This is a genomic window from Gammaproteobacteria bacterium (assembly GCA_016716465.1).
In the GTDB taxonomy this organism is placed as follows: Bacteria; Pseudomonadota; Gammaproteobacteria; order SZUA-140; family SZUA-140; genus JADJWH01.
Window position 1 is genome coordinate 908,195 of record JADJWH010000001.1, and the last position, 13,319, is coordinate 921,513.

14 protein-coding genes are annotated in these 13,319 nt (G+C 65.5%); 8 read left to right on the plus strand and 6 right to left on the minus strand.

The window, feature by feature from the left end:
- Positions 1-11: 11 nt before the first annotated feature.
- Entirely contained in the window at positions 12-2,273 is a 2,262-nt protein-coding gene (gene clpA / locus IPM20_04295) for an ATP-dependent Clp protease ATP-binding subunit ClpA (protein MBK9130851.1), read from the plus strand.
- Positions 2,274-2,276: 3 nt separating this feature from the next.
- Here the strand turns inward: clpA and infA are convergent, their stop codons facing one another.
- The 6 genes from infA to trxB form a co-directional block, all read right to left on the minus strand.
- Positions 2,277-2,495, minus strand: a complete 219-nt coding sequence (gene infA / locus IPM20_04300; protein MBK9130852.1) for a translation initiation factor IF-1 — start codon at positions 2,493-2,495, stop codon at positions 2,277-2,279.
- Between the two features lie 112 nt (positions 2,496-2,607).
- Complete coding sequence (locus IPM20_04305; protein MBK9130853.1) at positions 2,608-3,339, minus strand: arginyltransferase; 732 nt, start codon at positions 3,337-3,339, stop codon at positions 2,608-2,610.
- A gap of 2 nt (positions 3,340-3,341) precedes the next feature.
- On the minus strand, positions 3,342-4,067 hold the full coding sequence (locus IPM20_04310) for a leucyl/phenylalanyl-tRNA--protein transferase (GenBank protein ID MBK9130854.1): 726 nt from the start codon (positions 4,065-4,067) through the stop codon (positions 3,342-3,344).
- 5 nt (positions 4,068-4,072) lie between these two features.
- A complete protein-coding gene (locus tag IPM20_04315; protein ID MBK9130855.1) occupies positions 4,073-5,197 on the minus strand; it encodes an N-acetyltransferase in 1,125 nt (374 codons plus the stop codon).
- Positions 5,198-5,242: 45 nt separating this feature from the next.
- Positions 5,243-5,530 (minus strand): PilZ domain-containing protein, encoded by a 288-nt coding sequence (locus IPM20_04320; GenBank protein ID MBK9130856.1) that lies wholly within the window; start codon positions 5,528-5,530, stop codon positions 5,243-5,245.
- Positions 5,531-5,596: 66 nt separating this feature from the next.
- Positions 5,597-6,556 carry a thioredoxin-disulfide reductase gene (gene trxB / locus IPM20_04325; protein MBK9130857.1) on the minus strand — a complete coding sequence of 320 codons (960 nt, stop codon included), beginning with the start codon at positions 6,554-6,556 and terminating at the stop codon, positions 5,597-5,599.
- 236 nt (positions 6,557-6,792) lie between these two features.
- Here trxB and ald point away from each other — a divergent pair, with 236 nt between their 5' ends.
- The 7 genes from ald (at position 6,793) to IPM20_04360 (ending at position 13,263) form a co-directional block, all read left to right on the plus strand.
- Positions 6,793-7,860: an alanine dehydrogenase gene (gene ald / locus IPM20_04330; protein ID MBK9130858.1), complete on the plus strand. Its 1,068-nt coding sequence runs from the start codon at positions 6,793-6,795 to the stop codon at positions 7,858-7,860.
- A 49-nt stretch (positions 7,861-7,909) separates the two neighbouring features.
- The gene (locus IPM20_04335; protein MBK9130859.1) at positions 7,910-10,216 is read left to right on the plus strand and encodes a DNA translocase FtsK 4TM domain-containing protein; all 2,307 of its coding nucleotides are present in this window, start codon (positions 7,910-7,912) and stop codon (positions 10,214-10,216) included.
- Positions 10,217-10,278: 62 nt separating this feature from the next.
- Positions 10,279-10,896 (plus strand): outer membrane lipoprotein chaperone LolA, encoded by a 618-nt coding sequence (gene lolA / locus IPM20_04340; GenBank protein MBK9130860.1) that lies wholly within the window; start codon positions 10,279-10,281, stop codon positions 10,894-10,896.
- 48 nt (positions 10,897-10,944) lie between these two features.
- Positions 10,945-12,276, plus strand: a complete 1,332-nt coding sequence (locus IPM20_04345; protein ID MBK9130861.1) for a replication-associated recombination protein A — start codon at positions 10,945-10,947, stop codon at positions 12,274-12,276.
- A gap of 24 nt (positions 12,277-12,300) precedes the next feature.
- A complete protein-coding gene (crcB, locus tag IPM20_04350; protein ID MBK9130862.1) occupies positions 12,301-12,675 on the plus strand; it encodes a fluoride efflux transporter CrcB in 375 nt (124 codons plus the stop codon).
- A complete protein-coding gene (locus IPM20_04355; GenBank protein MBK9130863.1) occupies positions 12,672-12,989 on the plus strand; it encodes a DUF190 domain-containing protein in 318 nt (105 codons plus the stop codon). Before crcB ends, IPM20_04355 begins: the two co-directional genes overlap by 4 nt.
- A gap of 76 nt (positions 12,990-13,065) precedes the next feature.
- The gene (locus IPM20_04360) at positions 13,066-13,263 is read left to right on the plus strand and encodes a hypothetical protein (GenBank protein ID MBK9130864.1); all 198 of its coding nucleotides are present in this window, start codon (positions 13,066-13,068) and stop codon (positions 13,261-13,263) included.
- Positions 13,264-13,319: the final 56 nt, after the last annotated feature.

Genomic DNA, 13,319 nt, shown 5'->3' on the forward strand with positions numbered 1-13,319 from the left:
AGGTGGTGACGATGCTGAGCAAGGACGTCGAATATACGCTGAACGTCGCCTTTCAAGAGGCCCGCGACAAGAATCACGAATTCATCACTGTCGAGCACCTGCTGCTCGCCCTGCTGGACAATACTGCGGCGGCGGCCATCCTGCGCTCCTGCGGGGCCGATCTCGACAGCCTGAAGCACGATCTCACCGTCTTTCTCGAGGAAACCACCCCGATTCTCCAGGATGACGGCCGCGACACGCAACCGACGCTGGGCTTCCAGCGCGTGCTGCAGCGCGCGGTCTTCCACGTACAGTCATCCGGCAAGCGCGAGGTCGGCGCGGCGAATCTGCTGGTGGCGATCTTCGGCGAACAGGATTCGCAGGCGGTGTATTGCCTGAACACGCAGAACATCACGCGCCTCGACATCGTCAATTACATCTCCCACGGCATCACCAAGGTGGAGGGCGAGGAAGAAAGCGAGGGCATGCTTTCGAGCGAAGGCGAGACGGAGGCGGAAGCGCCCGCGCGCAGCCCGCTCGAAAACTACGCGACCAACCTCAACCAGCGCGCCCGCATGGGCATGATCGACCCTCTGATCGGGCGCGATCAGGAACTGCAGCGCATGATCCAGGTGCTGTGCCGCCGCCGCAAGAACAATCCGCTGCTGGTCGGCGAGGCCGGTGTCGGCAAGACCGCCATCGCGGAAGGGCTGGCCAAGAAGATCATCGACGGTGACGTGCCGGACGTCCTGGCACAGAGCACGGTGTATTCGCTCGACATGGGCGCCCTGCTCGCCGGCACCAAATACCGCGGCGATTTCGAAAAGCGCCTGAAGGGCATCCTCACCCAGCTGCGCAAGGAACCCGGCGCCATCCTGTTCATCGACGAGATCCACACCATCATCGGCGCGGGCTCGACCTCGGGCGGCGTAATGGACGCCTCCAACCTGATCAAACCGATGCTGTCCTCGGGCGAGCTGCGCTGCATCGGCTCGACCACCTATCAGGAATACCGCACCATCTTCGAAAAGGATCGCGCGCTGGCGCGCCGCTTCCAGAAGATCGACGTCACCGAACCGACCGTGGACGAGACCTTCCGGATCCTGCAGGGACTGAAGGCGCGCTTCGAGCAGCATCATAAGGTCAAGTACTCGCGCGAAGCGCTGCGCATCGCCTGCGAGCTCTCCGCCCGCTACATCAACGACCGCCACCTGCCGGACAAGGCCATCGATGTCATCGACGAGGCCGGCGCCTACCAGCGCCTGCTGCCGCCCTCCAAGCGCAAGAAGACGATCGGCACGCGGGAAATCGAGGCCATCGTGGCCAAGATCGCGCGCATTCCGGCCAAGACGGTGTCGAACTCGGACAAGGACAAGCTGCGCACGCTCGACCGCGACCTCAAGATGGTCGTCTTCGGCCAGGACGAGGCGATCGAGTCCCTTGCCAACGCCATCAAAATGGCGCGCTCGGGTCTCGGCAACGCCGAGAAACCGATCGGCTCATTCCTGTTCGCCGGCCCGACCGGCGTCGGCAAGACCGAGGTGACGCGCCAGCTGGCCAAGATCCTCGGCATCGAGCTGATCCGCTTCGACATGTCGGAATACATGGAGCGCCATACGGTGTCGCGCCTGATCGGCGCCCCGCCCGGCTACGTTGGCTTCGACCAGGGTGGTCTGCTCACCGAGGGCGTCAACAAGCATCCGCACGCGGTCCTGCTGCTCGACGAGATCGAAAAGGCCCATCCGGACGTGTTCAACCTGCTGCTGCAGGTGATGGACCACGGCACGCTGACCGACAACAACGGCAGGAAAGCGGACTTCCGCAATGTGATCGTCGTCATGACCACCAACGCCGGCGCGGAGCAGACCAGCCGCGCCTCGATCGGGTTCACCCAGCAGGATCACTCGACCGATGCGATGGAGATCATCAAGCGCGGCTTCACGCCGGAGTTCCGCAACCGCCTCGACGGCATCATCCAGTTCAAGCCGCTGTCGCCGCAGACCATCAGCCACGTGGTGGACAAGTTCCTGATCGAACTCGAGCACCAGCTGGAAGAGAAGAAGGTCACGCTCCACATCGACGACAGCGTGCGCGAATGGCTCGCGGTCCACGGCTTCGATCCGAAGATGGGCGCGCGCCCGATGGCGCGCACGATTCAGGAATCGATCAAGCGTCCGCTGGCGGAGGAACTGCTGTTCGGACGCCTGTCAAAAGGCGGCCGCGTGCACATCAGCGTGACCCAGGACAAGCTGGCGTTCGAGATCGAAAGCGTCGAAGAAACGGTGGAAGGCTGAGATTTACTTGGCGCGGAACGAGATCCGCCCCTTGGTCAGATCGTAGGGCGTCAGCTGTACCGTGACCTTGTCGCCGGTCAGTATGCGGATATAGTGCTTGCGCATCTTGCCCGAGATATGGGCGGTCACCACATGACCGTTGTCCAACTGGACCCGGAACATGGTATTCGGCAGGGTCTCGACCACCGTGCCTTCCATTTCGATGTGCTCTTCTTTTGCCATACACTCCTAACAGGGTTGTGGTTTTTCCGCCGCAACAAAGCGGATCGGAACGGCGGATAAGGTAACCTTTATTCAGCCCCTGTCAAGTGCCCGACGCGGGACAATGCCGATTTCACTGCCCCTGGCCATCGAAGCGCCGCCAATGGCCGTCGAGCAGCCGCTCATGGGGACGGTAGGCGATTTTATAACTCATTTTGCGACATTCTTCGATCCAGTAGCCCAGGTACAGCCATTTTTTTCCCAGGCTACGCGCCGCCTCGATCTGCCACAGCACTGCGTACACCCCGAGGCTGCGGCGATCCTGCGCGGTATCGAAGAAGGTGTAGACCGCGGACAGGGCGTCCGTCAGTACATCCGTCACGGCCACCGCGACGCAGCGTCCGGCCTCCAGGAACTCGACCAGCCGGGTCTCGATCCCCTGCCCCGCGATGAACTCCAGATACGCATCGGGCGACGTTCCCTCCATCCCGCCGCCGGGATGTCTGCCCGCAATATAGCGGCAATAGAGCGCGTAATGTTCCGCGTCGAATCCGGGTGGCCGCTCTCTCACCAGCAGGTCGCGATTGCGTTCCCAGGTCCTGCGCTGGGCACGCTGGGGTCGGAATTCGGCGACCGGAAGGCGGAGGGGGACGCATGCCTGACAGGAGGGACAGGCGGGGCGATAGACCCGGCCCCCGCTGCGCCTGAAACCCAGCGGCGCAAGCCGGCTGTACAGTGCGGTCCCGACCGCAAGCCCGGGATCGACCACCACGTTGACCGTATCCCGGTCCGGCAGGTATCCACATTCATGTGCTGCGGTCAGGAAAAACGCGACGGTCTTGCCCATGCCCTCCGGTGCGGCCATGGTCAGGCGGGAACGGAGGACGGTGACCCGTCCGGATCGAAGCACCAGGAAATCCACGGGGCCGCCCGCGTCCCTTCGCCCAGCAGGCCCATGAACGCCGCGCGCGGGATCTCGGCCGCACCGAAGCGTCTCAAGTGCTCGGTGCTCATCTGGCAATCGATCAGGCCGAAACCCCAGCGCCGCAACTGACGCACCAATTGAACGAACGCAACCTTGGACGCATCCCGGCGCCGGTAAAACATCGATTCGCCGAAGAACACCCGCCCGAGCGCCACGCCGTAAAGACCGCCCACGAGTATACCGTCGAACCAGGCCTCGATTGAATGCGCGTGACCGAGTTCGTGCAGGCGCGTGTAGGCCTCGATCATATCCTCCGTGATCCAGGTCCCGCCGTCCGGGCCGCGCGGTTCCGAGCAGGCGCGGATCACGCCGCCGAAGTCCTGGTCGAGGGTTACCGTGTAGACGCCTTGCCGGATCAGTTTTTCCAGGCTGCGGGAAACCTTCAGTCGCTCGGGGAACAGCACCATGCGCGGGTCCGGCGACCACCACAGGATCGGCTGTCCGGGGCTGAACCAGGGAAAGATCCCGTTCCGGTAGGCCTCGATCAGCCAGTCGGGATCGAGACAGCCGCCGATCGCGAGCAGTCCGTTCGGCTCCGTCAGCGCGCGCGTCACCGGCGGGAAACGGTTCGTTCTGGCGTAGGGGTCCAGCAGTACGGGAAACCGCATCGTCGTCATCCGGGGTACTTGAACGGGAGCTGCCCCCGCATCTCGTGCAGGTAATTCTCCATCGCCAGTCCCTCGCGCGCAAGAAAGTCGGCGATCGCCGCCCGGAATTCGGGTTCGGCGATCCAGTGCAGGGAATGGGTCGGCGTCGGCTCGAAGCCGCGCCTGATCTTGTATTCGCCCTGCGCACCGGCCTCGAACCGGCGCAGGCCGTGCGCGATGCAATACTCGATCGCCGCGTAGTAGCACAGCTCGAAGTGCAGGTGGCGATAGCCTCCGACGCTGCCCCAGTGGCGTCCATACAGGGTATCGCCGCCTTGAAAGAACAGCGCCCCCGCAACGACCTCACCGGCATCGCGCGCCAGGATCAGCAGGGTACTGTCGCCCAGTTCCGCGCCGATCTCGCGAAAGAATCCCCGGCTCAGGGGGGCGTAATTCCCCTTTTTCTCGAAGGTATCGAGATAAAAACGGTGAAAGCGATCCCACAATGCCGGATCGGCTGCATCCCCTCGCACGAACTCGACCTCCAACCCCTGCTCCCGGACCTGCCTGCGCTCGGCGCGCACGTTCTTCCGGTGGTGGGCGGAAAAGCGCGCGAGGAAGTCCTCGAAATCCGAGTAGCCCCGGTTGTACCAATGGAACTGACAGCCGGTGCGCGCGAGCAACCCGTGGTGCTCGAGTGTCGCTCGCTCCTCCGTGACGGAAAACAGGAAGTGCAGCGAGGAAACGCCGGTATCAGCGGCGTGCCTCAACGCCGCCTCGGTGAGGATGTCCGCCCCCGCCGCGTCCCGGCTCAGGATTCGCGGCCCGGTCACCGGGGTGTAGGGGACGGCGATCACCAGCTTGGGATAATACGGCCGGCCCATGCGTTCATAGGCGGCGGCCCAGGCCCAATCGAAGACGAATTCACCGAAGGAGTGGTCCTTCAGAAACATCGGCAGGGCCCCGGTCAATGCGCCGGATTCTTCCCGGACGAGATACCGGGGATGCCAGCCGCTTTCGCCGCCGACCGCGCCATGGCGTTCGAGGGCGGCAAGAAATTCATGGCGCAGAAACGGCATGTCGGGGCCGGCCAGTGCGTTCCATTGCGCGGCGTCGACCCGGGTTATCGATGGCAGTATGCGCAGGGACATCGGCGACAGACCGCGTGCGCGGAAGGTCTCTTACGGCCGCGCCGCTTAATTCACTGACAACACGCGCACGCCGGACTCGTGGCCGTGGATCGGGGCATCGCCGACCGGAGGCTCCCGCCCGGGGACAGGAACGCTGCGCACCACCTCGACCCTGGCGTTCATGACGGGGATCGAAAGCTGGCCCGGCTCGACCCGCAGTTCCAGCGTGATACCGACTTCCAGTGCGTTGTCCGTGATCAGCAGCATGCCGCCCGCGCTGATGTTCCGGATCACGGCGGGGCGGACGTCCTGCCCGTCGGCGCGACGGTAATTCGCGCCGCACGCGGTCGTCATGCGCGGAAAGCGTCTCCGTTCCTGGGGTGAAATCACGAACCGCCTCCTCCCCGCGCCGCGGGCGGACTAGTGCGCCTCCAGATGGTCCAGATAGCGTTCGGCGTCCAGCGCGGCCATGCAGCCGGTGCCGGCCGACGTGACCGCCTGGCGATAGACCGAATCCGCCACGTCGCCGGCGGCGAACACGCCCGGAACGCTGGTCGCGGTGGCGTTGCCGGTGACACCGCTGTTGACGATGATGTAGCCGTTGCGCATTTCCAGCTGGCCCTCGAACAGGCCGGTATTCGGCTGATGCCCGATGGCGATGAAGACGCCGTGCACGTCGAGATCGCGCGTCTTGCCGTCTTCCACGCCCTTGACGCGCACGCCCGTCACGCCACCGTCGTCCCCCAGCACCTCATCCAGCACCGAGTTCCAGTGGATGACGACGTTGCCCTGATCCGCCTTGCCCTGCAGCTTGTTCGACATGATCTTCTCGGCACGGAATCTGTCGCGCCGATGGATGACATCGACCCGGGAGGCGATATTGGACAGATAGAGCGCCTCCTCGACGGCGGTGTTGCCGCCGCCGATGACGGCGACGGGCTTGTTGCGGTAGAAAAAGCCGTCGCAGGTGGCGCAGGCGGACACACCGCGCCCCTTGTATTCCTCCTCCGACGGGATGCCCAGATACTTGGCCGATGCGCCGGTCGCGATGATCAGGGCATCGCAGGTATACGTGCCGCTGTCGCCCTTCAGCAGGAAGGGCCGCCGCTTCAGATCCACCGCGTTGATGTGATCGATCACTATCTCGGTCTCGAAGCGCTCCGCATGCCGGCGCATGCGCTCCATCAGCTCCGGCCCCTGCACGCCGTCGGCATCCGCGGGCCAGTTATCGACATCGGTGGTGGTCATCAATTGTCCGCCCTGCTGCAGACCGGTGACGAGGACCGGGCGCAGATTGGCGCGCGCCGCATAGACAGCCGCCGTATAGCCGGCCGGACCCGAACCCAGGATCAACAGGCGGCAATGTTTGTTTTCACTCATAATCTCTCCGTACCAGGTGTATTCAGACGACCGGCCTTCACAGGCGACTCGCGGCACGCCACCGCCCACGGCTTTTCGTCGCAGACAAAGCCGGTCGCGGCGTCATTTACCTCGGGATCAGACCCGGAATTGCCCGCAAAACCCAAAGTCCAGTACATTATAGTCCCAACGATTCATCGTGGTTCAACTCATTGACTGAATAGAGAACCTCCCCGGTCAGGACGACGCCCCCGCGTATGCGCATCGGTATCCCCCGCGAGATCAAGACCCTGGAAGGCCGCGTCGGCCTGATCCCGGCGGCCGCCCATGAGCTGGCGCGCGAGGGTCATGAGATCCTGGTTGAACAGGAGGCCGGCCGCCTGAGCGGCTACAGCGATCAATCCTACCGGGATATCGGCGCGCGCATCGTCCCGGATGCCGCCACGTTGTACGGCGAGTCCGAGCTGATCATCAAGGTCAAGGAACCGATCGGACCCGAACTGGGGTTGCTGCGGCGCGATCATGTGCTGTTCAGCTATCTCCATCTGGCCGCGAACCTGCCGCTGCTGAACCGCCTGCGGGAGATCGGCCTGACTGCGGTCGCCTTCGAAACCGTCGAGGACAAGGACGGCCAGCTGCCGCTGCTGGCGCCGATGAGCGATATCGCGGGCCGTCTGGCGGCCCAGATCGGCGCCGGATTGCTGCTGCAACCCGCCGGTGGAAAGGGACTGCTGCTGGGCGGTCTGCCGGCCGTGGAACGCGGGCGCGTGGTCATTCTGGGCGGTGGCGTGGTCGGCGGCAGCGCCGCCGAGGTCGCGGCCGGCTACGGCGCGGAGGTCGTGGTCTTCGAACGGCGGCGCGCCCGCCTGGAGGCGCTGCGCGCGCTCGGCCGCAACGTGACCGCCCTGTATCCCTACAGCGATGCGCTCGCGCGCGAGGTCGCCCGCGCCGACCTGCTGATCGGCGCGATCCTGATCACCGGGGAACGCGCGCCCCACCTCGTCTCGACCGCGATGATCCGGACGATGCAGCCCGGCAGCGTCGTCATCGACGTCGCCGTCGATCAGGGCGGCTGTATCGAGACGACCCGGCCGACCACGTACGCGGATCCGACCTTCGTCGCGGAAGGCGTGCTCCATTTCGGCGTGACCAATATGCCCGGGGCCGTCCCGATGAGCGCCTCCCGGGCGCTGTCCGCGGCCCTGCTGCCCTATGCGCACCTGATCGCCCGCGACGGCTGGCGCGAGCACCCTGAACTGCGGCGCGGCATCAATCTGAGCGCAGGCGAAGTCATCCATCCGGCCCTGCGCCAATATGTGGCATAATCTGCCCCTGATCAAAACCCGACGCCCGGCTGCGGGCCGCAGACCCTGAATGGCACAGGCAACACGCAAAAATACGAGGACAGCCGCCGTCACGGCGCCGCATCACCATGGCCTGCGGGAAGGCGCGCTGTTCGTGCTGGGCGCGATCGCGATCTACATGCTGCTTTCGCTCGTCACGTACAGCAATGACGACCCGGGCTGGTCCTACAGCACCAGCCCGGATCATGTCGCCAATGCGGGGGGCTTCGTCGGCGCGTGGCTGGCCTCCGTGCTGCTGCATCTGTTCGGCTATTTCGCCTATCTGTTCCCGATCCTGATCGCCTACGGCGGCTGGCTCTCGTATCGCGGCTGGCCCGAGAGCGAATCACCGTTCGCCCTCCGGCGCTACCTCTTCACCGGCATCGGGTTCGTGCTGACCATCCTCGCCGGGGACGGCATCGCCGCCCTCCATTTCGGCCTGGGTCACGATCCGCACCCCACGGATTCCGGCCCCGGCGGCATCCTCGGCAGCGTGCTGAGCACCAGCCTGATCACGCCGTTCAGTTTCATCGGGACCACGCTGTTCCTGCTGGCGCTGTTCATGACCGGCGTGACGCTGGCCACCGGGCTGTCCTGGTTCGCGCTGATGGACCGCGTCGGCGCCGCCACGATGAGCCTGGCGGGACGTCTGCAGGATCTGATCGGCCAGTGGCGCGAACAGCAGAGCGTACGCGAACTCCGCCAGCAGCGCTCCGAGGCCGTCAGGGAGGAACAGGAACTGAAGAAGACGCGCGTACCGCCGCGCATCGAACCCGTGATCCGGCAGATCGAGCCCAGCGAACGCGTCGAAAAGGAGCGCCAGGTGACCCTGTTCACCTCGCCCGCCAATGGTGAATTGCCCCCCCTGTCGCTGCTCGACGCGGCCCAGCCGTCGCAGCACGCCCTGTCCACCGCGACGCTCGAGGCCATGTCGCGCCAGGTCGAGATCAAGCTGCAGGATTTCGGCATCGAGGCCCAGGTGGTCGCGGTCAATCCGGGGCCGGTCATCACGCGCTTCGAGCTGCAGCCGGCCCCCGGCGTGAAGGTGAGCCAGATCAGCAACCTGTCCAAGGACCTCGCGCGCGCGCTCTCCACCGTCAGCGTGCGCATCGTCGACGTCATCCCGGGGAAATCGGTGATCGGCCTCGAGATCCCGAACGAGCACCGCGAGATCGTGCGCCTGAGCGAGATCCTGCAGTCCAGGCAGTATGACGAGGCGGCGTCGCCGCTCTCGCTCGCGCTCGGCAAGGACATCAGCGGCAATCCGGTGGTGGTCGATCTGGCCAGGATGCCCCACCTGCTCATCGCCGGCACGACCGGCTCGGGCAAGTCGGTGGCCGTCAACGCCATGATCCTGAGCATGCTTTATAACGCCTCTCCGAGCGAGATGCGCATGATCATGATCGATCCCAAGATGCTGGAACTCTCCATCTACGAGGGCATCCCGCACCTGCTGACGCCGGTGGTGACCGACATGAAGGAGGCGGCCGGCGCCCTGCGCTGGTGCGTGGCGGAGATGGACCGGCGCTATGCCCTGATGGCGCACCTCGGCGTGCGCAACATCGCCAACTACAACCGCAAGGTCGCCGCGGCGATCGAGGAAAAGCAGCCGCTGCCGGATCCGTTCACCAAGGTGCCGGAGGGCACCGAACCGGCGACGCTGCAGCCCATCCCGTATGTCGTGGTGGTCATCGACGAGCTGGCCGACATGATGATGATCGTCGGCAAGAAGGTCGAACAGCTGATCGCCCGCCTGGCGCAGAAGGCGCGCGCCTCGGGCATCCACCTGGTGCTCGCCACCCAGCGTCCGTCGGTGGACGTCATCACGGGCCTGATCAAGGCCAATATCCCCACGCGTATCGCGTTCCAGGTCTCGTCCAAGATCGATTCACGCACCATCCTCGACCAGATGGGCGCGGAGTCCCTGCTCGGCCACGGCGACATGCTCTACCTGCCGCCGGGCACTAGTGTGCCGACGCGCGTGCACGGGGCCTTCGTCGACGATCACGAGGTGCACAAGGTGGTCGATTTCCTCAAAAAGTCGGGCGAGCCGGAGTATATCGATGATCTGCTGCACGCCGGCGATTCCGACGGCGAGGGCGGCGGCAACGGCTACGGCGATGAGGAGAACGGCGAGACCGACCCCCTCTATGACCAGGCCGTGCGCATCGTCACCGAGTCCCGCAAGGCCTCCATCTCCGGCGTCCAGCGCCGTCTCAAGATCGGCTACAATCGCGCCGCGCGTATGGTGGAAGAGATGGAAAAGGCCGGCATCGTTGGTCCGCTGGAGTCCAACGGCAGCCGCGAGGTGTTCGCCCCGCCGCCCCCCGCGGACTAGTGCACCGCGCCGTGACCATGCGAATCCCGCGCCTCCCCATTGCCCGCGCACGGCGGCGCGCATTGCCTCCCTGCCTGGCGCTCATCTGCGCGCTCCTGCTCCCGCCCGTCGCCGCAGCGGGGTCGGGCCTGGACCGCCTCGACCGGTTCTTCGCGGGATTCAGGGGCCTCGATACCGGATTCGAACAGACCGTCACCGACAACGCCCAGCGGCCGACGCAGCAGACCCGCGGCCGACTGCAGATCCTGCGTCCGGGCCGCTTCCGCTGGACCTATGAGGCACCGTATCAACAGCTCATCGTCACCGACGGGGCCAAGTTGTGGGTCTACGACCCCGACCTCGCCCAGGTCACGATCTCCAGGCTCGACACCTCCATCGGCAATACACCCGCCCTGCTGCTCAGCACCGAACGGCCGCTCGACGAACTGTTCCTGATCACCGAGCTGCCGGCGCAGGACGACATCGCCTGGGTACAGCTCGACCCCCGGCAGGAGGACGCCAATTTCACGCGTGTCCGTCTCGCCTTCGACCGCGAAACGCTGTACGCCATGGAGATCGTCGACGGTTTCGGCCAGACCATGAACATCCGCTTTCTCGGCCTCAGGCGCAATCCCGCCCTCACCCCCGCCGATTTCAGATTCACGCCGCCGGCCGGCGTGGACGTCATCGGGGACGGATAAGGGCAGCCCCCGGAGACCCCGTATGCCGCCGCAGATCCGGACACCGAGATGACGAGCGAGGCCCGCAGACCGGACCCGGGCCTGCAGCCGCTGGCCGATCGCATGCGCCCGGCCGCAGTGGACGACGTAGCCGGCCAGGATCACCTGCTCGCGCCGGGCAAACCCCTGCGCCGCGCCATCGAGTCCGAGCGCCTGCACTCCATGATCCTGTGGGGGCCGCCGGGCACCGGCAAGACCACGCTCGCGCGCCTGATGGCCGCGCGCGCCGGCGCGCCGTTCATCAGCCTGTCGGCGGTGTTCGCCGGCGTGAAGGAGATCCGCGCCGCGGTCGCCGAGGCCGAGCGCACGCTGCGGGAGGAAGGCCGGCGCACCGTCCTGTTCATCGACGAGGTGCATCGTTTCAACAAGGCGCAGCAGGACGCCCTGCTCCATCACGTCGAGGACGGCACCTTCATCCTGATCGGCGCCACCACGGAGAACCCCTCGTTCGAGCTCAATAACGCGCTGCTCTCGCGCGCCCGCGTCTACGTGCTGAAAAGCGTCGATGCGGCGGCGTTGCGCCGTGTCATCGACCGGGCGCTGGGCGATGACGTGCGCGGCCTCGGCGCGCTGCACATCGAAATGGCGGCCGAACTGCGCGACCGCCTCGCGCAGGCGGCGGACGGCGACGCCCGGCGCGCGCTTAACCTGCTCGAGATCCTCTCCGATCTGGCCCCGGAGCATGAGGGGCGCCGGGTCGTCACCGATGCGCTGGTGAACGAAGTGATCGCCGGCGGCACCCGGCGCTTCGACAAGGGCGGCGAGATCTTCTACGATCAGATCTCCGCGCTGCACAAATCCGTGCGCGGTTCCGCACCCGATGCCGCGCTGTACTGGCTGTGCCGCATGCTGGACGGCGGTTGCGATCCGCGTTACATCGCCCGCCGGGTGGTGCGCATGGCGAGCGAGGACATCGGCAACGCCGATCCGCGCGCGCTCGCGCTGGCGATGAACGCCTGGGACGTGCAGGAACGGCTCGGCAGTCCCGAGGGCGAACTGGCGCTGGCGCAGGCGGTGGTCTATCTGGCCTGCGCCGCCAAGAGCAACGCCGTCTACGCGGCGTACAACGCCGCCGTGCAGGACGCGCGGCGGCACGGCTCGCTCGAAGTTCCGTTGCAGCTGCGTAACGCGCCCACTTCCCTGATGAAGAACCTCGATTACGGCCGGCACTACCGCTACGCGCACGACGAGGCGGAAGGCTACGCCGCCGGGGAAAATTATTTTCCGGACGCGATGGGTCAGCCGCGCTATTATTTCCCGGTGCCGCGCGGGCTGGAGGCGAAGATCGGCGAGAAGCTGGCGCACCTGCGCGAGCTGGACGACAAACATGGAAAATCCTGAAGACCGTTCACGGATGGAGATGAAATGAACCAGGTGCTGGCCATCGCGGCGGGCGGCGCCGTCGGCTCCGTCCTGCGCTACTGGACCTCGCTCGGTGTCCATCACCTGTTCGGACGCGGCTTTCCGTACGGCACGCTGGCGGTCAACGTGCTGGGCTCGCTGGTGATCGGCCTGCTCTACGTGCTGCTGGTGGAGCGCAGCAGCCTCGGCGCGGAATGGCGCGCCGTACTGATCACCGGATTCCTCGGCGGCTTCACCACCTTCTCCGCCTTCTCGCTCGAAACCGCGCTGCTGCTGCAACAGGCCGAACACTTCAAGGCCGTGCTCAACATCGCCCTCAGCGTCGCGGTCTGTCTGGCCGCCACGCTGCTCGGACTTTATGCCGGGAGACAACTATGAAATCGATCGAAGTGACCGTGGTCCGGATCTATCTCACGGAGGCGGAGACCAGGCTCAACCCGCTGATCGAGCGCCTGCGCAACCAGGAAAAACTGCGCGGCGTCACGGTCTTCCGCGGCATCACCGGCTTCGGCCCCTCCGGGGTCGTGCACACCGCATCGCTGCTCGACCTCTCGCTCGATCTCCCGGTGGTGGTGGAATTCTTCGATGAACCGGCCCGAATCGAAGCGGTTCTGGAGCACCTCGGCGCGCTGGTCGCTCCCGGCCACATCCTGCACTGGCGCGCGCGGATGGTGGATGGCGGAAGCGGGTGATGGGAGATGGGTGATGGGTGACTAGAATGTTCGCGGTCATCACTCATCACCCATCTCTCATCCGCAGGAGCAGTACATGGGTACGTTCAAAAGCATAATCCTCGGCATCATCATTGGCCTGCTCGTCGGCCTGTGGTTCGGCGTGAACATTGGCAAGGGCCGGGACTTCTACGCCAATCCGTTCGCCGGAAAAGACCTCGCGGGCGACCTGATGGAATCCGGCGGCGAGATGCTGGAAAAAAGCGGGAAGGCGCTGAAGGACATGAACAAGTAGCACCTCTGTCGGGGATGGATTTCAAATCCATCCCCATCTGCACTCATTCGTCAGCC